General features: G+C 55.5%; 23 protein-coding genes. 9 read left to right on the plus strand and 14 right to left on the minus strand.

The window, feature by feature from the left end; all coding sequences use genetic code 11:
• Positions 1-18: 18 nt before the first annotated feature.
• Entirely contained in the window at positions 19-1,485 is a 1,467-nt protein-coding gene (locus J4E58_RS18020; RefSeq protein ID WP_087091799.1) for a glycosyl hydrolase family 18 protein, read from the minus strand.
• A gap of 47 nt (positions 1,486-1,532) precedes the next feature.
• Entirely contained in the window at positions 1,533-2,168 is a 636-nt protein-coding gene (locus J4E58_RS18025) for a lytic polysaccharide monooxygenase auxiliary activity family 9 protein (protein WP_087091800.1), read from the minus strand.
• A 390-nt stretch (positions 2,169-2,558) separates the two neighbouring features.
• Between J4E58_RS18025 and J4E58_RS18030 the strand changes: the two genes are divergently transcribed.
• Entirely contained in the window at positions 2,559-4,247 is a 1,689-nt protein-coding gene (locus J4E58_RS18030) for an FAD-binding protein (protein WP_087091802.1), read from the plus strand.
• Between the two features lie 137 nt (positions 4,248-4,384).
• Here the strand turns inward: J4E58_RS18030 and J4E58_RS18035 are convergent, their stop codons facing one another.
• From J4E58_RS18035 to J4E58_RS18070, 8 genes are all read right to left on the minus strand, one after another.
• Positions 4,385-4,621, minus strand: coding sequence for a response regulator (locus J4E58_RS18035; protein WP_158247360.1), 237 nt, complete (start codon positions 4,619-4,621; stop codon positions 4,385-4,387).
• A 54-nt stretch (positions 4,622-4,675) separates the two neighbouring features.
• Entirely contained in the window at positions 4,676-5,098 is a 423-nt protein-coding gene (locus J4E58_RS18040) for a hypothetical protein (protein ID WP_087091804.1), read from the minus strand.
• Position 5,099: 1 nt separating this feature from the next.
• The gene (locus J4E58_RS18045) at positions 5,100-5,687 is read right to left on the minus strand and encodes a hypothetical protein (protein WP_087091805.1); all 588 of its coding nucleotides are present in this window, start codon (positions 5,685-5,687) and stop codon (positions 5,100-5,102) included.
• A 16-nt stretch (positions 5,688-5,703) separates the two neighbouring features.
• Positions 5,704-7,191, minus strand: coding sequence for a type III secretion system translocon subunit SctE (sctE, locus tag J4E58_RS18050; RefSeq protein WP_087091806.1), 1,488 nt, complete (start codon positions 7,189-7,191; stop codon positions 5,704-5,706).
• Entirely contained in the window at positions 7,188-7,673 is a 486-nt protein-coding gene (locus J4E58_RS18055; protein ID WP_087091807.1) for a SycD/LcrH family type III secretion system chaperone, read from the minus strand. The genes sctE and J4E58_RS18055 overlap by 4 nt, the downstream gene beginning before the upstream one ends.
• Before the next feature lie 128 nt (positions 7,674-7,801).
• Positions 7,802-8,353, minus strand: coding sequence for a hypothetical protein (locus J4E58_RS18060; protein ID WP_081001567.1), 552 nt, complete (start codon positions 8,351-8,353; stop codon positions 7,802-7,804).
• Positions 8,354-8,372: 19 nt separating this feature from the next.
• Positions 8,373-8,732, minus strand: a complete 360-nt coding sequence (locus J4E58_RS18065; protein ID WP_087091808.1) for a hypothetical protein — start codon at positions 8,730-8,732, stop codon at positions 8,373-8,375.
• 119 nt (positions 8,733-8,851) lie between these two features.
• Complete coding sequence (locus J4E58_RS18070; protein WP_158246004.1) at positions 8,852-9,637, minus strand: secretion protein EspA; 786 nt, start codon at positions 9,635-9,637, stop codon at positions 8,852-8,854.
• A 361-nt stretch (positions 9,638-9,998) separates the two neighbouring features.
• Between J4E58_RS18070 and J4E58_RS18075 the strand changes: the two genes are divergently transcribed.
• Genes J4E58_RS18075 through sctW form a run of 8 tightly spaced genes read left to right on the plus strand, consistent with a single transcriptional unit; the run spans position 9,999 to position 14,664 of the window.
• Positions 9,999-10,727, plus strand: a complete 729-nt coding sequence (locus J4E58_RS18075; RefSeq protein ID WP_087091810.1) for an AraC family transcriptional regulator — start codon at positions 9,999-10,001, stop codon at positions 10,725-10,727.
• Between the two features lie 6 nt (positions 10,728-10,733).
• A complete protein-coding gene (sctF, locus tag J4E58_RS18080) occupies positions 10,734-10,949 on the plus strand; it encodes a type III secretion system needle filament subunit SctF (RefSeq protein WP_053280186.1) in 216 nt (71 codons plus the stop codon).
• On the plus strand, positions 10,946-11,254 hold the full coding sequence (locus J4E58_RS18085) for an EscG/YscG/SsaH family type III secretion system needle protein co-chaperone (RefSeq protein ID WP_087091811.1): 309 nt from the start codon (positions 10,946-10,948) through the stop codon (positions 11,252-11,254). The genes sctF and J4E58_RS18085 overlap by 4 nt, the downstream gene beginning before the upstream one ends.
• Before the next feature lie 10 nt (positions 11,255-11,264).
• Positions 11,265-11,597: a type III secretion system inner rod subunit SctI gene (gene sctI / locus J4E58_RS18090; protein WP_087091812.1), complete on the plus strand. Its 333-nt coding sequence runs from the start codon at positions 11,265-11,267 to the stop codon at positions 11,595-11,597.
• Positions 11,594-12,325: a type III secretion system inner membrane ring lipoprotein SctJ gene (sctJ, locus tag J4E58_RS18095; protein ID WP_087091813.1), complete on the plus strand. Its 732-nt coding sequence runs from the start codon at positions 11,594-11,596 to the stop codon at positions 12,323-12,325. The genes sctI and sctJ overlap by 4 nt, the downstream gene beginning before the upstream one ends.
• Positions 12,322-12,912, plus strand: coding sequence for a type III secretion system domain-containing protein (locus J4E58_RS18100; protein ID WP_158247359.1), 591 nt, complete (start codon positions 12,322-12,324; stop codon positions 12,910-12,912). The genes sctJ and J4E58_RS18100 overlap by 4 nt, the downstream gene beginning before the upstream one ends.
• Positions 12,909-13,679, plus strand: a complete 771-nt coding sequence (locus J4E58_RS18105) for a hypothetical protein (protein WP_143481902.1) — start codon at positions 12,909-12,911, stop codon at positions 13,677-13,679. Before J4E58_RS18100 ends, J4E58_RS18105 begins: the two co-directional genes overlap by 4 nt.
• A complete protein-coding gene (sctW, locus tag J4E58_RS18110; RefSeq protein WP_087091816.1) occupies positions 13,567-14,664 on the plus strand; it encodes a type III secretion system gatekeeper subunit SctW in 1,098 nt (365 codons plus the stop codon). Before J4E58_RS18105 ends, sctW begins: the two co-directional genes overlap by 113 nt.
• A gap of 40 nt (positions 14,665-14,704) precedes the next feature.
• On the opposite strand, the gene J4E58_RS18115 is transcribed toward sctW, so the two are convergent.
• From J4E58_RS18115 to sctD, 4 genes are all read right to left on the minus strand, one after another.
• Positions 14,705-15,928, minus strand: a complete 1,224-nt coding sequence (locus tag J4E58_RS18115) for an anthrax toxin-like adenylyl cyclase domain-containing protein (protein ID WP_087091857.1) — start codon at positions 15,926-15,928, stop codon at positions 14,705-14,707.
• Positions 15,929-16,016: 88 nt separating this feature from the next.
• A complete protein-coding gene (locus J4E58_RS18120; protein ID WP_087091817.1) occupies positions 16,017-18,149 on the minus strand; it encodes a TcdA/TcdB catalytic glycosyltransferase domain-containing protein in 2,133 nt (710 codons plus the stop codon).
• 218 nt (positions 18,150-18,367) lie between these two features.
• Entirely contained in the window at positions 18,368-18,616 is a 249-nt protein-coding gene (locus J4E58_RS18125; protein ID WP_087091818.1) for an EscE/YscE/SsaE family type III secretion system needle protein co-chaperone, read from the minus strand.
• A gap of 26 nt (positions 18,617-18,642) precedes the next feature.
• A complete protein-coding gene (sctD, locus tag J4E58_RS18130; RefSeq protein ID WP_087091819.1) occupies positions 18,643-19,860 on the minus strand; it encodes a type III secretion system inner membrane ring subunit SctD in 1,218 nt (405 codons plus the stop codon).
• Positions 19,861-19,870: the final 10 nt, after the last annotated feature.

Below are 19,870 nucleotides of genomic sequence, written 5' to 3' on the forward strand. Positions count from 1 at the left end.
CGGGACTCGCATACCGCTCTACGCTCGCCGCTTGATTGCGACCTTTGACCATAGGGTAAAGGCCACTGGTGGTGTCCAGCCTGAGTTTGATACGTGCTCTTGCAGGCACAAGTACCTATTGCCTTCGTAAGTCACGCCATCTTCCTTGTAATACCGATGGTTCAATTTCCATTCGGGATACTCTGGATCCGTTATGTCTCCAGCGGTTCTGACGCTCAGGCTTTGGCTCGGAAGCGACTCTTTTCCCGAAGAGTCCGTTGCCGTGACAAAGTAACTGTACTGAGTGTTCGGCGTCAGGCCTGAGTCTTCCAGACTCAAGGCCGCCGTATGATTTATTAGAGAACCGTTTCGGTACAGCGTATAGGTTTCGATCGGACGAGGACCGGCTGAAGCCCCCCAACTCAAGGTCATGCCGGTTTCCGTCACGTCGCTCGCGGACAGGTTCGCCGGAGCCGTTGGCCGCTCACCAATACCAGGCTCACCGTGAATCAATGGGGCATAGCGATTGTAGAACTCCCAATTGTAGGGAACATTGTCCCTGCTGAGGCCGTCGTCCCAATTGATCGACCAGGTCATCAGTCCTTTGATGGAATGACCGGCGGCATCAAGACGCTTGAACGCATTGACCACCGCAGCAGGATTGATCACATAGCCGTTGTTCGCGGCATCAACGTTGGCCGGCAAGCCGATGACAAACTTGTCCGCGGGAATCGCGATGTAACTCCGCGTACCGGTCACCAGGCTATCCGTCAGATAGAAGAGGAAATCCTCTTTCGCATCATCGTCGTTCTGCCTGATCCAAGTACCTCCCGGACCGGTGTATTCCGGAACCGAAACCCCGTCACCACCCTGGTTGTAGTATTGAGGTGCGATGAAGTCGTAGTAGCCCTCAAGCGCCTGAATGTAACCAACGTACTTGCCACCCACCCTGAGATAGGGAAACTCGGGCGCCATGCTGATGATGAAGTGCTTCCCCTCGCCCTTGTAGTGATCCTTCACCAGTTTCAAGGCCGCCGGCAGTACCGTCTTGTTGTCAGCGAAATCAATGGCGCTTTGCTCGAGGTCGATATCCAGTCCATCAAAACCGTAGACTTCAACCAAGCGAATGATTTCATTCGCTAGTGGCTGCTCATCCCCTATATGCAACTCGATATGAGCATCGGCACCACCCAACGAGATCAACACAGCCCTTCCCTGGCTGTTCAGCACACCCACCTGGCGGCGAAACTCGTCGTCAGAGAGGTTATAGGGCTTAAAGGTAGGAATGCCATGGCCTTTCATAAAAGCCACAGCAACAACGTTGTAGTCCTTGGGTACATCCACTAGATCCAGATTGGCAAACTGCCCACCTTGATAGCCATCACTATGGCCAGCTGGCCAGTTATGCCAGAACCCCATCAGAATTTTTTTATTGGCAATGCTAGGCATCAATGATGCTGAATCATTTACTTTGGACTTCAGCAACGAAAAATCAATCTTAGTCATTGTTCTACTCCTTCAGAACTGGATTAGGAGCCGTACATGGCCCGACTTTAGTTGAAGTTCACATCAAACGCCTGATAGAACGCATTGCCAGTATCCGCAACAATCCACAACAGGACAATGACATGATGACCTTGTTTGCCTGTTGGCAACTTCACTTCATGCTCAGTCTTCGCTTTCAATTCAGCGGCATGCTCGTAGAACGGAACCTGAGTATAAAAGTCATCATGGAAGGACTTTGGCTCAAGTTGAGCACGGCTGATACGCTTTTTAGGGTCCCAACCATCCTTAGTAATAAACCAGCTATAACCCCGAGTCGGGTGAGGCGTGCTATATACCCACTTGACATGAAACATCTGACCCGGGCCGACATTCAACAGAGGCCAGGTAAATGGGCGATTCAGCTTTTGGCTCATTTCCTCGTTAGTGAAGTTAACGCAATCGCGGACATCCGTCTTGCCACCGCTGAGAATATAACCATCAGCCGGTGGCACCAGACTCACATTGTCAGTCTCATAAGGCTTTGGGAATGGGCCTGCAGTCAATGATGGGAAGTTCTTACCACCTTCCATTTCTTCAGCATGCCAACCAAGGATAAGGCCTTCGTCTATAGCAATAGCAGAACGACTAGGGGGGGAAACCACACGACCGTGTTTCAACTGAGGCTTGGATTCTGGCTTGTTCATTACATTCACTCCTTTTCTTTATTTGTCTCTCCCTGAGGAGAATTTCAGGCTAGCGCAAGGCTTTAGATTGTCCACCATAAAAAATAAATACGATTCCAAAAGTCAAAGAACACAAGTCGACAAACGCTCCCAACACCCGCCATTTCGCCACCTCTATCAAAATTAAACCGATGAACTGGATTACAATCGAGTGATCACCTATAACTTTTCGAAATACATACCCACAAAAATATAACTTTAGCTTCTTGAACATCATGGACAGCATAAAAATGTCGACTAAGGTGAGATAGCGCCCCGCCGGTATACACTTAAACCACGATTGGGCAAAAGAAACTTCAGGATACTTGCGCAGAATATGGCGCATATTTTTTTGCAAGGAAGCACACAACCATGATTACGACAAAGAGCACTTCGCAATTTATTACAATAACTGAAGACAACAAGACATTTTCGACCTTACAGAAAGGTTTCAATCTCCGATGGCCACCAAGTTCCGGAACGGGAGCCAAACGAATCTATGTATGCAAAACACCAGAAGAAGTACTGGACGCTGCGAATGAAGCACTGTCGCAAGCCTTTCGGATCACCGCAAGGAGCGGAGCGCATTGCTATGAAGGCTTCGTATCGAACCGGCTGAACAACGAAAACCTGGCCATCGTTGATCTGGGTGAACTTAAAGGCTTTTCTCATGATACTGCCGGCAACATCCAGCCCCTCTATAAACACGACAGTAACAGCCCCACACATTATAAATACGCCGTATTCACAGGCAGCCAGAACTGGGATGGTTATGTGGCGATGTATAAACAGAGCGGCAAGACACTGCCTGGCGGTTCGTGCTACTCCGTAGGGATCGGTGGCCACATTAGCGGCGGTGGATACGGCTTACTGTCTCGCCTTCAGGGGTTGACTGTCGACTGGGTAACAGGTGTGGACATCTTGATTCCGGACCCAGCCAATAGCAGCAAAACCTTGGTCCCTGTTCATGTCAGCCCGAATTCTAACCTTAAAACCCATCGAGAACTTTTCAAGGCCTGCTGCGGGGCTGGCGGCGGAAACTTTGGCATCATCATTCGCTACTACTTCAATGACCTGCCCGAAGCCCCACAAAAAGCGTATTGGACAACACTCTCTTGGGAGTGGTCGGATTTCGATAAAACCAGCTTTAGAAAGTTTCTACGTGGATATCACGACTGGTTCGCCAAAAACGATTCGGACGCCACCTCCAATGTCTTGTCAAAGGCCAACGGTGGCCTTTTCACCCTGCTGAAACTAAATCACATCGACTCCAATCCAAAAATCGTTCTGGCCATCCAATACACCGGCCGCGATGGTATGGTGGGCGATCACGAACGAGATGCACCCTTCAACAGTTTTCTCTCGGCAATAAATAGTTCAGCACCCGGTCACGGCAAACTGTACGACGGCTTCGTATTACCAAACATCGCGCCAAGGCCCCATAGCATGGCGGGCAGTGCTATCACCAAAGCTTCGCCAGGATTGCTTATGGACTGGCTCTATATCACCCAGATGATCAACACATCGGGAAACAACCAAAGAGGAAAATATAAATCCGCCTACCAAGTGGAGAATTTTACCGACGAAGAATGCGATGCGCTTTATAACAACCTCAGCATCCCTTCCAAAGATGGGACATTCAACCAATCGCTTGTCCAGATCGACTCCTATGGTGGAAAAATAAATAGCTCCGGCCAAGGAGACACCGCAGTACCGCAGCGCAAATCCTTATTGAAGTCTCAGTATCAAACCTATTGGACCGACCCTGCTCAAGATAACGTTCAACTCACGTGGATCAACAAAATCTACGAAGACGTCTACGCGAGTCAACCCAACAAGCGGCCTGGCGTCGAGGGACGATATGAAGGGTGCTACATCAATTATCCGGATGTGGACATGCTATTGGTAAATGGCGCACCCAGTGATAGCTGGCTTGAACTTTACTATGGAAATTCGGGTTTGGTAGAGGAGTTGATTTCCTTGAAGAACCACGTCGACCCTAACAATCTTTTCAGGCACCAGATGTCAATTCCGCTAGCACGAGATAATAAAAGACAATAAGGAACAGCTATTGTCACTGCACGCACTGCCTCGCGGTGCGTGCTTGACGAACACCATGATCCTCTCTCGCTAATTACCGAACGTCTCCCTACCGACACAACTTGGCAGAGCAAGCGTCGATTCGCGAGGTGTTTGTCTCACTGAATAATGGGAGATCCATGGCAAAAGCTCTTCACAAACACGCCACGATCACAATAGCCGTTCATGATCGGCATATTGCAGTCGGTGATCACCACATAGAAACGCTGCTTGCGCCAGGCGCGCAAGCCATGGGCGCCGTCCTGGGACTCGACCATCTCGTAGCCCAGGTAGCCCAGCTGCTTGGACAGCAGCAGGCGGTTGGGTTGATTTCCAGGGGGTGAACATCGGGACAAGCAAATGTGAAGGGCACACTCAAGTGCCCTTCCTCTTGTTTAATGCTAATACGGCTATGCCATCTTCGAAGCGAGTGGATAAACCAACCAGGACTCTCCATCGATCTCTTGCCAGGATGCACCTTTGGCCATCAATACATTCGCCAGCCGCTCACGAACCTGATTGATTTCCGAGTTGGCAATACTATTGATGAATCGTCCTCGCACCGAATAAAGCTCTTTGACATAGCGCTCGATCCGGTGGATCAAAAAGATGAACTGGGAAACCGCTCCGCTCGTTCCCTTGGCCCCTTCGATGGCGGTGAAGCTGCACACCGTCAAGGTATTGTCTTCAAACCGGTAGACCAGTTCGAAATCTCCCAAGTGAACCTGCCACCCCACGACAAAATCGCTTTTTTCAAAATAGGCGACTTCTGGCTGCAACCCTTGCAGCTTGAGAAATAGCGTGACCGGATCAATGGATTGGAGAGCAGGCATCTCACTTCGTCCTCATCTGCACGGCATTGGCCATCCGCTCATAGAGGCCGACCAGTTCACGGGTTGCATCGCGTAATTGTCGGGACGCCTCGGCGGCACGATCGGCGGTGGCCGCCACGTTTTTCGCGAAGTTTTCCGCGGCGTTGGCTTGGAACTCTCCGAGTAATTGAGCTTGTTGCGCGTCACGACTGACACCTGCCGCCGCAACGCCGCCAAGTCCCTCGGTAGCTTTGCCCAGTCCAGTGGTTGCCGACGACGCCAGCTGGCTTCCGGTCAAGGAACCACCAAAACTCACGACGCCAGACACAATTTGCCCGATCGCACCTGTCATCGCCGCCTTGAAAGTCGATTCAATCGCGTCCTGTTTGGTTTCCAGCGCCTTGAGTTGTTTGTCGAAGGCATTCTTCTGCATGTCATCGTGAAATCCGCGCAAGGTGTCGCGCATCTCGATGTTCATTTTCTTCATCAACATAATGATTTCGTTGATGCGGGTGAATGCGTTGTCCCCTATGTCGACGGTCCGGGTATCCGCTGCATCCTGCACGGGCAAAGAAGCGGCCAACGCTTGAGTATTCACTGTAGTGGTCATCTTTCTTCTCCTGGTATCAAACCATTGCCGAGGCAATCTGCACTTGCACCGCACCGGCTTGTGCGATGGCCTTGCTGCCGTCCTGGACAACTTGGGATTGTCCTTCGATCAGTTCGCCAATCCGCTTCATGGCGGCGTCTTTTTCGTCTTTATAGAAAGTGAAAAGCGACTGCAGCCATTGCTGATCGAGCATCAGTTGGCTGATCTCTTTCTGCAGCCTGGCGCGGTCCACCGCCAGTGCTCCAGAGGTGATCTGGCTGGCGCCGGCCACCGCGCTGCGTGTGACGTTGACTGCGGTATAGGTCGAAGCCTTGAGCGCAACTTGCAGCACTTCGCGATTGATCTCTTTGGTCACGGCCTTGGTCACTTCCTTGGCAGTCATTTCCACGCCTTTGTCGATCGCGCCGTGTCCGACTTTTTTCACCGCGTTGGTCACCAACTGTTCGATGGCCTCCTGGGAAAACTTCTCCAACATCCGGTTTACACCGAGCTGCTGCACGATCTTCTGCGCTGCTTCCTTGCCTGCCGTCTTCGTCGCTTCCATCGCAGCCTTGCCCAGGCTCTGGGCAATTTGAGCGGAAACCTGCGATGCCACTTCCTTGCCGACCATCTTCGCGGTCTGGTCGATTGCGCCTTTGCTCCCAGCCTTGATACCGGCCACCAGGGCCTGTTCGGCACCCTCCTTGAGAACCGTGCCGGCGACTTTCGGAATCACCTTGGTCATCAACATATTGCGCGCGGCGCTGGTGATATCGATCACGGCCCCGGCAATTTCAAAACCCAGTTGGATCTTGCCGGCGACATCGGCGATCGCCTTGTACTTCTCGGCATTGTCGGGATCGATCAGGGCCATGGTGTTGGCTGCCGCCTTGACCACACCGGCGAGCCCCGCCATCAAGTCCATCGCTCCGCCGGCAGCCGTCATGACGTTACCGGTCAGTGCCCCACCGATGATCTTTGCCACCCCGGTGACAATTTCAACGGCAGCGATGACCCAATCGAAGATCACGCCGAAGATGCCTGCCTTCTTGGCTTTCTCCTGCTGTTCGATGGCTTTGTCCATCTGCTCGCGGAAGTCGGCAACCTCTTGCTGACGCACCCTCTCCTGCTTGTCCGTCATGATCGCCAGGGCCTTGGACTTGGCCATGGCGGTACTGCCGAGGATTTCGCTGGACAGGAGTGTCGAGGCCAACATGATCGAGTCCATCGGAATCTTTTCGAGATCCTTGAGGCTGATCGGCGTAGCGCTTTCGTTCTTCAGCGGAACATTCGCAAAGATCCGATCCAGGGCCTTCATTGCCTCAAGCTGCGACACCTGGACTTTCGGTGGCGGCGGCGTATTGACCCGCGAATGCTGCTGGCTGATATCACCGAATACACTCGATGGATCGCGCGAACCACGGGCCCCTGTTCGCGCCTCCGGGGATATGTTCGGGGTGTCCGGGACCAGTATCTGTTCGGTTTGCGGCGCCGCCAGCGGGCGCAGATTCAAGGTGATGCTCATGCCGATACCTCCACCGCACAATGAGCCAGCAACTGCGCGGCACTGTGCTGAATGACCTCATGTTCAGGTTGTTGGTTGCACCATTTGATCGCGGCATTGAAGGCTTTGCGGGCACACTCGATCTGCCCCAGAAGGCTATGGCTGATACCTGCGAAATAGGCGGAACGTGGATCATCCACATTGATCATCCCGGCCCGGCCGAAACTGCTGACCGCCTCTTCATGCAGGCCCAGGCGCTGATTGCACAGCCCCAGCGCCAACCAGCACTCAAAGTTCCAGTGGTCGATGCGCACCAGCAAGGAGTAAACATTGCGCGCGGCGTGCATATCGCCGGTGTGGAACAGCTGCGTCGCGTAGGCATATAGCTTGTCGATATCGCCTTGCGTGATATCAGCCAACATGCGAATCGAGCCACCACGCGCAAAGAAGTGCCGAAGCACTTCGTGGTCGTCCTGACCGGCACTGCAAATAGGTTGTGTCATGAGGACTCCTTGCAATAACAACCAATTTATCTGCCCCCCTCTCCCTGTCGCTGTTACAGGGGGCGGCAAGGCAATTACCCTCCATGGCTGGCCACGACGGAAAACCGGGTGGCCAGCGCGTTATCCAATCAGCGGATAGCCGAGGCGGTACCCTTGGTCATTTCAGCGAGCATGCTTTGCATGCTTTGCGTCAGTTGGTTGGAGGTGCTGTAGTTCTGCATCACTTGCTGCAGCTTCAACTGGCTTTGCTGGTTGAAGTCGGTGGCCCGTCCCGCCACGGTTTCCAACGAAGACTTGACCATCATCAGGTCGCCCTTATCGAGCTTGCCGCCCTTCCCCTCCATGAACTCGTCGATAGTCTTGCCATCGACCAGGATGTTGTTGGCCTTCATGTAGTCAATGACACTTGGCGGCAGCTCACCCTTGCTTTCCGGCTTGTCCAGCTTGGCCATGACCCCTTCCACCAGGTTGGCCTTCTCTTGTGCATCACGAGCGATTTCGGACTTCTTGTTCATCTGTGCGAACAGATCATTACCCGATTGAGTCAACTGCAACATGATGTTTTGCATGGTCTGAAGGCCATTGCTGAACATCGATTGCGAATTCACGATCGACTGCGGGGTTGGCTGCACGGAGCCCAGGGAGTTGACCGGAGTAAATTTATTTACAATAGGATCCATCGTGTTTTCTCCAAAGGATTCAAGCAAAGTTTCGACTGAGTTTTTTCAGCAGGTTGTTTTTTACCGCGGGTACTTCTTTTTCTGACGAGTCTTGTTGAAGAGTGGACAACGCATGCAGTTGCTCTCCAACCTTTTTCAGGCTTGCTTCGGATTTCGCCATTTTCTCGACAAGTCGACGCTGGGAATCATTTCCCTCGCGATTCATATAGTCATTCAACTTGTTCAGCTTCTTCCTGGCGTCTGGATCGACATCCGCACGCCGTTGAAGCTCGGAAACTTCCAACTGCAGCTTTTCCAACTCCTGGGTTTGCCGGCTAAATACCGACTTATTTCTCCCCAGTTCCACCAGCATGGTTTTGAGTTTTTCCACATGGTCCATTCGCCACTCCCTCAGGACAAAACCAGATTAGCCCGCCACCGACACCAATACTTATAAAAGTCGATGACGTTTTACTTTTTTGCCGATTATTTGTTGCCAGGATTATTGCGTACTTGAGGTCAACGAATAGCCGATGCGGTGCCCTTGGTCATTTCAGCCAACATGCTTTGCATGCTTTGTGTCAATTGGTTGGAGGTGCTGAAGTTCTGCATGACTTGTTGCAACTTCAGCTGGCTTTGCTGGTTGAAGTCCGTTGCCCGTCCAGCCACCGATTCGAGGGAGGACTTGACCATCATCAAGTCGCCCTTATCGAAAGCCATGGAGTCTTCAAGCGCCTGGCGAATGCTGTTCATATGCTCCAGGCTGACCTTTTTACCGCTCTGGAAATTGACTTCCGGCAGCCCCCAGACATAGTCGGACGCCTTCTTGCCTTCAACGGTTATGCCGTTCTTGTCCATGTAGGTGATCACTTCCTGCCAGGAGCGGGTTTCCATGCCCTCGGGGCCGGATGCGGCAATCTTGGCCATCAGTGTCTCAAGGCTTGCCTGCGCCCCTGAGCGCTCTCCCATGAACTCATCAATGGTCTTGCCGTCCACCAGAATATTATTGGCGCGCATATAAGCCACCGTACTCTCCGGCAGCGCCAACTTATCCCCTGGCTTTACCAGCCTGGACATAACGGCCTCAACCTGATTAGCCATCTCTTGCGCATCGCGAGCAATTTCGGACTTCTTGTTCATCTGTGCAAACAGGTCGTTACCCGACTGAGTTAGTTGCAACATGATGTTCTGCATGCTCATCAAGCCGTTACTGAACATGGATTGAGGATTGGCAACGGACTGTGGTGTTGGACGCATGCCCTCCAGGGGGCTGTTTGGAGTGGTTGCTGTTACGACCATATTCATATGCGTATTCCCAATGGTATTAATCTCGACCATGGCCAATACATTGGCGACCCATCTACTGAATAATGGTTCGCCGATACATCACCAGGCTTCGTTTATCACCACGAATAGAAAGCCATGAATCCTGAACTTCCTTTCACAGTGACAGCCTGATAATACAACCCACCCATTTCCACTCTTCTGAATTCCCTTCAAACATTCCTTTTTTTACCGAAGCGTCAACGCCTTACATATTTAGTCAATCCCTGATGAATTTGACGTACTCCGGGTCTTATCTTTCAGGTAATCACCTGATGCATATTTTCCAGTACTCGCGTGACCATGGTGCTCACTCAGACAGTGATCCAGGACGGGAGGACCGATGCGGGCAGTACGACTTCTATTCGGAAAGTACGGCGGCAAGGTACATGTCGACGGCACAGTACAACTCATACCGCCAAACTCCGTCGTCGTGGCGAGCAGCGAAGCAGCGCCTTGCAGTACCAACAGCGACCTCCAGTACTTCGACTTCTACCCCGCCGACTTCAAGCACCTGTACGCCGATGTAGTGGACTTGCTCGGTGTCACCCACGGCACCCTGTTCTGGCGGGCGCCCATCCGCATGGTGAAGGCGCAGGATGACGTGATCGGCGTGCTTGAACTGCTGGCCAAGGGAACCCCCGATACATTGCTGCGCTTTGCCTATATCTATTGCCTGGGCGTGGACCGGCGCTATTTCTCTGCCCTGTTGCAACACATCATGACCGGAGACGAGCCGTTCTATGAGTTCATCGAAACCCACGCCCTGAATCAGTGGTCGGTTGCTCGCTATGCACTGGAATTCAACATGCCGCTACGCAAGTTCAATCTGTTGTTCCAGGAAAAATACGGCCTTTCCGCAAAACGCTGGCTCCTGGAGCATCGACTGACCCGCGCCCGTGAATTGCTCCTGTCCACCCCGATGCGGGTACTGGACATCGCCCTTGAATGCGGTTTCTCCAATCACGGGCATTTCACCGAAAGCTTCCGCAAGCGTTATCTGTGCAATCCCACCCAATATCGCCTGCGAGCCCAAGCCACCCTCACTCCAGCCATCAGCCATGCGGGATAACGGATCATGGACATCGAAACCGTCAATAACCAGCTCTCGCAAATGGTCGAAAAGGCCGGCAATGAGGTTCAGTCAAAGCTGACCGCCGCCGACATGAACGACCCGGCGCGGATGCTCCAGGCGCAGTTTGCGATTCAGCAATATTCAACCTTCGTCACGTATCAAAGTGCGGTGATGAAAGCGGTCAAGGACATGCTTTCAGGGATCATTCAAAAAATATGAAGGTCCTTGAGCGCGATGTGTGTCGCATCGTCTGCGAGACCGGCCTGGCGGCGGTCAATCACGGTTTCGTCGAACAGGTCGAAACCATTCGCAGCGCCCTGCCCCACCTGGTGAGCGAACCCGCGGACCTGCGGATTCTGCAAGCGACCTTACTGATCGGCCTGTCACGCAGACATGAAGCGCTGGCGTTGTTGGCCGGCGACGCCTCGGACGAAGCCAACACGCTTCGGCGCTTGATCGAAAGCGCCTCCCAGGACGCGCTAACCATCCCTGCGCAGCCCACCCCACCCCCTCAACTTGCCTGAGACCTCCCCCATGGAAATCGAAGCTGTGCGCATGGCCGCACTTCACGTGCCGAAAGATTCCGCGCCCTCGCCCCCCACGCCGACCGATATTGCCGCGTTCAACCAGGCGTTGTTCGGCCAGGTGGACAGCCCTGCGGAGATATCGGCCCTCAGCCAGTTGCAGAATCAATCCCGTACCCTGAGTAGTGCTGTGGCAACGGCCCGTGAAAGCGTGCTCGACAGTCCGTTGAAAATGCTCTCTGCACAGTCGAACATGTTGCACGCCATCGTCGAAGTCGACCTGATCGCCAAGACCGCCGGATCCCTTGCCCAAGGGGTGAACAAGCTGGTGAGCATGCAATGACCAGAGACTGGTTGCGCCTGGGCTGCATCGGCGTGCTGGTGCTGATGCTCAGCGGCTGCAAGGTCGAGTTGTACAGTGAGTTGTCCGAAGCCGACGCCAACCAGATGCTGGCGCTGTTGCTACTGCGCAATATCGATGCCAGCAAGGAAATCGCCAAGGGTGGACTTGTCACGATCAAGGTCGACAAGACGCAGTTCATCAATGCCGTCGAACTGTTGCGCCAGGAAGGGCTGCCACGTGAAAAGGTAGCGACCCTGGAGGACCTGTTTCCCTCCGGCCAGCTGGTGACTTCACCGGTGCAGGAACACGCGAAGATCCTCTATCTGAAAGAACAGCAGCTGGAAAAAATGCTGCAAGCCATGGATGGCGTGATCAGCGCCCATGTGTCGATTGGCGAAGGGATCAGCCAGAACCCGCGCGAGACCGCAAAGCCTTCGGCCTCGGTCTTCATCAAATACAGCCCCGAGCGCAATTTGCTCAATCGCGAAACCGCGATCAAGAGCCTGATCTTCAACAGCGTGCCCAACCTGCTGACCGAGAACATCAGCATCGTCCTGCAGGCCGCCGATTACCGCTATCAGCCGCTCCCCGAGCAGCCCGGGCCAAACCCTGCGCCGCTCACATGGCTGGAGCGCAATCGTCTGCCGCTCATGCTCCTGCTGGCAGCATTGGCGGTACTGATCCTCGCGATCACGCTTGGCAAATGGCTGCGGTCCAGAAGCCAATGACCCAGGTAACCATCGACCAGAGCGTACAACACTTGCATCAATGGGGCTGGCAACCAGGCGCCTGGATGCATGAAGGCTGGTGGCCCCACCTCGGACTCGCTCCCTGGCGCACGGTCTACCGCAGTCGCCCGGCCTGTCGTCCGAGTATCGACCGCTTGATCCTGCGACACCGCGGCATCACCTGGACGTCGTTGCCCGCCGGCCTCGACGCCAGGCAGCGCGCCATGCTCGCGCTGGAGCCACGCTTGCCCCAACTGGTCATCGCCCTCGGGGTCGTGGCGCTGAACTGTCCCGATCACCTGTTGATCAAGGACCATCGCCAGGCACTTGAGCCCTATCTGGATGAACGACACTGCGACCATCTGCTGGCTTTGCACCGAGGCTGGAGCCACACCGAGCCGGCCCTGCCCGCTGACACTCTGAGCCAGGCGGCCTTGCACGCCGGCACTCGTTGGTGGCTACGCGATGTCGAACAAGCCCCGCTCAATGATCTACTCACCCTGCGCTTGCCGCCGGTTGCCGATGCCCTGCTCGCGGTCCGGGAAAACGCGACCCAGTGGCTGACCAAGCTCGGTCGTTTTTTATGAACCCACTCAACATTCCCTGTATTGCCCTGCATGGCAGTACGCCCCACGCGGTGGTCATTCCTGCCGCAGAACTGGCGCAATATTTCAATGCCACCTCGGTGCTTGCCCATGCCCGCGCAGAAGCCGAAGCGCTGCAACGGCAGGCCCGTGAATGCCTGGCCCAGGCCGAGGAGGAAGCCCAGCAGATGCGCATTCAGGCCCGGGCTCAAGGTATGGCCGAGGCGGCCAGCGAACGTGAGGCTTTGCGCCAACGCCTCATCGAGGAAACCCTGGACTGGCATGTCGCTGAAACCGCTCTGGAAGCCACCCTGGCCCAACACCTCGACACACGGCTACGCGCCCTCGTTGCCCAGGTCCTGGAGGAGTTCATCGGTGAGCAGGATGGCGTCGAGCTGATGGTTCGACGTGTGCGGCAGCGGCTCCTGACGTTTCTTGCCCAGGGCGCTCTGACTGTCCGGGTCTGCGCCGATTGCGAGCAGCACGTCCGACATACCTTTGCCGACTACCCTCAGGTCCGGGTACTCGGCAGCTCTTCGCTGGCGACGACTCAGGCCTTGCTGGAAACGCATCTGTTCACCCTGCGCATCGATCTCGACGCCCACCTTCAATCGCTCCTGTCGCGTTTGCGGCAGGTCCCGCATGAGTCCCCTGCCAATGATTACCAAGACCGACTCCGCCAGCATCAAGCCGACTCCGCTGATTCAGAACCCGGCGCCTCGCCCCCTGCCCGGCGCCACACAAGTCTTCCCAGCGCAATCTGCCCTTGAACTGGCGCGCACCGAATTCGATATGCAGGCCACGGGTCTTGATTTCATGCCCACCGAGGTGTCAGGCGATGCATTGTCCGAAACCCTGGAAAACATGGGGTTTGCCCTTGGCTCCTATAAGCAGGCCACAGGTCGCGGGACAAGTGATGGCAAGTCTGAACGCCCGCGTAGCCGCGCCATGCTCCAGCAACTGGTCAAGCACGTCACGGCAACCGCCTCGGCGCAAATGGAAGACCTGCATAAACACACATTGGCCATTGATGAAGCGTCGGATCTTCTAGGGTGCATGGGTGACAAAGGGCTCGATGCGGGAGAAATGGCCCTGCTGCTGGGATCGCTGCTCGGGCGGAAAAACCTGGGTGGCGCACAGCGTAAACGTCTGGAAGATGCTCTGTGCGCAGTGATGGACGATGACGAATGGACATTGAAGCTCTTCAATCGCCTGGAGTTCGGCAGCACCGGCAAAAACAGCTTTCTCGCCCTCAAGCAGCTCTACCAGCGTGCCACTTCACGTCGTACGCGCCTGGTGCAATGGTTCGAAGAGTTCCGCCAACTGCACGATCGCCAACGCAAACTGAAAACGCTGATCCGGACCCTGGCTTTCGAACTCTCGGCTGAAGGTCCGGCCATGGATGCCCAATTGGGCTCGGTGATCACCGACCTGAAACGCATCATGCTGTTTTTCGGCATGGAAGATCATTGTCACCGCGTTGCCCGCACACTGGCTATCGACGGCCTGGATGGCGATGGAGTCATCGGCACATTACTGGAAATCGTCCAGCAGTCGTGGATGCATGTGGACTGGCTCGAACAACAGACCTCACGCCAGGTGCCCGACGCACGCGGGCAATACGCCTATGTGCGACACATGGGGGAGTTGGTGAAATTAATGACGGATGAGTGCTTCGAGGATGATGAGCAACGAAAAATGATTACCGAGGTGTTTTCCGAGTATCAGGAAAAACTGTCGGACGAAGGCCTGTGAAAACCGGCCGGACCGACCATGGATCGGCCCGGGCCCTTTATCAGGCGCGATCGAGCAGCGCTTGAGCCTGTGTAAAGTCTGCACGCCTGACGCTGGTCACCTCGGGTTCCCATAACGGGTTCATTGGTATGTGGTAGCCGCTATTCTTCGCTTGCAGGATCAGTTCGGCCATTTGCCGACTGTTCTCGATCACACAGATTTCATCAAATGCTCCGAGTCTGGCCGGCAAGAAAAACGTCGCCGGATAGTTGGTGGCGCTATCGCTGGCCGGGCTGCCCGAGTCCGCGTTGTGGTGAACCACCCGCTCGCCCATGCCCACCAGGGCCGTATTGATCACTGGAATCATCTCGGCGATACGGCTCGTGGCGTTGCCGATATCCGGGTCTTCCTTGCTGTAAAAGCTGCCGGCGCTTGCATAATCCTGGCGCAGCTCCTGCGCCAGGTTTCTGGGGCGCGAATCCGCTGTCCTGGCGCTGTATCCGTCGATGCGAGCCTTGAACACGTCGTGCGCGACATCCGGGACCGGAAGATTGTCTTGCGGCCCCAGATCGCTGATATGAGGTCCGATCAGATGCAAGTCATAGTCGGCCGTCAGCGCCTTACCCCCCGGCGCTTTCGCCAGGACTTCCAGCGGCTGTCCTTGCTGGCTGATCTGGTACAGGCCCTCGACCGCACCGGTTACGGCTTCAAACTTGTACAGTCTACCGCCGGGTGCTTTCGCGCTGAACCTGATGCAGCCCTCGGCATCCGCAGGTTGCATGTCCGTGATGAGATCAGCGGCCAGCAGCGTGCCCATGCGTTCCCTGGAAATCACTAGAGGAATGGCAACGGCGTGACCCTCCTCGATGCATTGGCGAGTCTGCCCGTTGAATTTATCAATACGCACCGGATCCGACACCAGGCAGCCTTCAAGCTTGCTGAAAGCCTGATCGACACAGATCATTCCGGCCTGGGGCCCCCAGTTGGCGCTCTTGCCTTTGATATGGAAGTCTTTGGTGGGATGGCCCTCCTCAATCAGCCCGGTCGCCACAGTTTCAACTGGACGAATACCAATAATGCAGTTGTGCTCTTTCGCTACGCTCTGCAAGGGCGCTAAGTGACTGGCCACAATCCCTGTCCGATGCTGAACTTTTTCCATGACCTGCAATAGGTCGGACGCACTGTTCTTGGCCGAGCCCGGAGCCATTTGGCCTTCTATAGCCTTGTTCAGCGATGCAAGGCTGGCACCACTGGGTTGGATATGACTGAGCGGCAAACCGTTCATGCCTATACTCCCGAAATTGAAGAAATACCCATGCAAGGGTTCTCCAGGGGCACTTTTTCAGGTCAGGAAAAAGTCCCCGTCGCCCCCATTAAAACAACCGGAAATGCCCCGCCGTCATGCCGGACGAGTCCAGATGAATATCGGGAGTCACGCTCTCTCCAAGTTGGCTCATCGCCTGTTGGAAGGTCTCATACTGGCGTTTATCCTCGGCGATCCTTACTTGCGCCGGGATCGATGCATCATGCCCACGACCGGCCCGGCGTTTGACGGTTTCATCAAACTCGCAATCCAGGCGCACCAAAACATGGGTGGCATCCTTGACCAGATGGGGGGTGGAAATGCCTTCAATCAAATAGGTTTCGCTCACCGGTACCTGGACTTGTTTGTGGGGGCCACTGGTGTCGCGCTCTCCCCGTGGAAACCCGCCAATCATCACCCCTTCGCGATAGGTGCTGGGCAACGGATAGCTGAACTCGCGCCCTGTTGAGAGGGCCTCTAAAAGCTGTTCTGTCAGTGGGCGATTGAACGAGTCGGCATGCCCGTGAACGACAGGCCAATCTGCCACTGGCAACCCCTGGTTGGCGGGAATGGCACTCAGCTCCGAGAACGATTTCAGGAAGTGGTCGGTCTTGACCGACTCGAACTGCAATGCTTTCTCCTGTAGCGCGCCCGTCAACACCGACTTGCCGGATGCAGAAGGACCGGCGATGAAGATGATCATGGGTTTGCCGGGCTGCTGCTTCTCGTTGATCTTTTCCAGAATGAGCGCCGCGACTTTCTCGGTGCTTACCACCGTACCTGGACGCATAGGCGCGCCAATCCCGGCCGCGCCTTCAGACTTTTTTACAGTCGCGCCCTCAAGGGGTGCGGATGCGGTTGACGGTGCAACGCCCCCCATGGCTTTGGTCGCGCTTTTTTGTTGCTCTTCGGTTTCGAAATTCACGTAATCGTCCGGGAACTTGAAGTGCGATTCCATCGAGGACCAGAAGTCCTGGTTCTGCTGCTGGCCCTTGTCCCAGATCCGCTCTGAAAGCGACAACACATCGTTGCGCATCAGATCCGGTTGTTCCTGAGCCTGGCGCACCACGCTATCGACGTGCCCGCGTAATCCGTTGGGGCCGGTCGCTTCGATCGTGCTCTTGTTCGGGCGGCTGAAATAGCGATCACCACGGAACTCGTTGCCCTTCAGCGTCTGGTAATCCTCACCGATCTTGTCAATGAAGTCGGCGAGCATCTGGCTACCCGGGTGGCTGGCCAGCAACGCATTGGCAAAATAAGGCGTCGCGCTGCCACTGGCTTCGTTCTTGCCTTCGGCCAGCCCCACCAGCATCAGGTTCGGATGCGCCTGCAGTACGCCATTGAGTGGCTGCATGCATTCCAGATCGATGTCTGCGTATACGCCACCATGCTCGTGCAGGATCTCATAGCGGGCAATGTCGGATGCGGCCGGGTACGCGCCATTGCGGCCGATGATTTCATGTTGATAGGCATCCTTGTTCTTGAGCTGGATATCACTGCGATTGCTCAAGTCACGGATCTCGATGTTTTTGACATCACTGAATTTTTCCTGCAACGCGCTCAGTTTCGCAGTATCGCGTTGCGGATTGCTCGCGCAGCGGTCCCAGGACTTGACGGTCTGGTCCAGGATCAAACGTTCGGCTTGCAGGAATTTGTCGTCATTGCCGCGCGTGTGCTGCTGAAATGCCGCCAGCACTTGACCCGCATTCTGCGGAGTCACCTTGGCGGCACCCGACAACAACTTCTCTTTCCAGGACTCGTTACCCTTGGCCGACAGCTCTTTGTTCAGTTCGCTCAGTGCCTGTTTTTGTGCCCCCAGGTTCAGCAACGCATCGGTGTTACCCAGGGTGGTCTTGAGCTGGCTGAACAAGCCGCGCAAAGGCTTCTCGGCCTGGTAGTCCGGAAACACCTTCTCGGCCTCTTGTCGGGCGGTCTTGTTGGTGGCGTAAGCATCGAACTGTTGCGAGTCCACCCATAACATGACCGTACTGCCCGGATTCTTTTCCGCCCATTGCCTCAGGTATTTTTCCTGGTCGCCACCCGGTTGGGAGCCAACCCAAACCATATGGATATTGGACGGGACCGTCTTGAATTCACTCTTTGGATAAACTTCGGAAAAGGCCTTTGGGGCCTGAACGCCATCAACTCCGGAAGTAGACGACAGCGGCTGTTGTGACAAGACAGAGGCATTCTGGATGTGCATAGGAACTCCTTGGCAACAAGATTAAGCACGCAAAAGGCATGAATAGACGTTGAACGCCCCAAATTTGGAATTTATTCAATAACGACCAACGATGAGTGGCTACCGAGGTTCAGATCAGAGAATAAGAGTCTTCAGTTTTCATGCACTTTCGCAGCAAGTATCAGTGTCACCAGATTGCTCCCCGACAACTTACGACTTTATCGGTTTTATACCGGTTTTCACCGCGCGCCCCTGATGTCTTGCATAGGTGAGTGATACCGCCCCCACAATATCTCGATAACCTGCACGGCACTGGCGCAGGCATTGGCGCATTGTTCCAGCGCCTGGAACTGCGCTGCAGGTTGTGGCTGACGCAATTGTCCGCGCACCCGGTGTTCGGCCTGTCGAAGGCTGTCCAGCAAGTGCCGGCGCAATGTGCCCTGGGTATCGGCGAACAAGGCATCTTCCAGATAGGTGATACGGGCCATTCAACTTCCTTTTTCAATCTGCTGATTCAGAGTGGCAGTGGCAGCGATATCAGCTCTTGGTCCTTGAGCAAGGCCATCGACAAGCGATCGAGCGCATAAATGCGGTAGCCACTTGGTAAAACACTGCCTTGCTGCAAGCGCATGCCATTGGCCAGTTGCACATAGGGGGAATCCACATTGCCGCCGATGCCGACAATCGATGAGGGTAAGTAGCGTTCGGCCGAGGCCATTCCCGGAATGTTCTGGAAAACCGCCGACAGGCGTGGGGCACCGTCGCGATTGAAGGCATCGAGCACTTCGGTCACCGTGGCCATGCGCTGGGCATCCAGTTGGCCGCTGACCCGCAAGGCCTTGTCCGACACCCTGACACTCAAGCCGCCCAACACTTGGCGCGCCGTCAGCCGGGATAGTAAGTCATCGAACAGCAGCGCCTGGTCATTGACCACCCGCCACCCCTCCAGCGCCTGAATCGCCCGCAGTTGGGCGCTGGTGCGCTGCCATGTCGTGTCCGCGACGATATTGCCGAAAATCACCACGCGATCCAGTCGCGTCCCACTCTTGACCTCGACATCCCGATAACCGTTCAAGCTCAGCACCGAGCGCACACTGTCGAGCAAGCTGTCGGCGCAAACGCTCTCGTCATACACCAGCAGCCCCCTTGCGCGCAGCTTCGCGCGCAAGCCTGCGACGCTGGGCGAGGAATGACACAGGCCCTTGAGGACGAGGCTACCCTGGTTGCCCCGCTGGACACTCAAGCCGGCGAGCTGCGGATCCTTCAATTGCGTGGCCAGCCATTCATCCTGGTCAAGGACCGGTACCCTGAGTGTCGGTTGCCAGGCCAGCAGCCCCACGGCCAACACCAACCCACAGACCGCGGCCAGGGCTCCCCAATGCCACACGGACGCGCGCGCCGGGCTACGCTGCGTCAGTCGCGCGGGCACCCCTGGCGTGGACAGCTCATCGCCGGATCGACCCAGTACAAAAGCCTGTCCGGCAAGATCGATCACCCGGCCCAGCGGCAGTGCCTGTTCCAGCTCCCAGGGTTGCCCTTCGACCCAGGCAGGCGTCGCGCACGCCAGCCGGACGGCCTCCTCCTCGATCGACAAGGTCGCCTGGGCATCGTGCTCAAGGCACAGGGCAATGTCCGAGTCCGAGCCGCCGATCCGCAGTTCGCCCACGGGCAATGCCAGCTCACGGCCAGTTAACGGCCCGTTCAGCCACTTGAGTTTGTAGGTACAGTCCATCAGTGGCCTA

The organism is Pseudomonas sp. FW305-25 (assembly GCF_017351415.1).
Lineage (GTDB): Bacteria > Pseudomonadota > Gammaproteobacteria > Pseudomonadales > Pseudomonadaceae > Aquipseudomonas > Aquipseudomonas chlororaphis.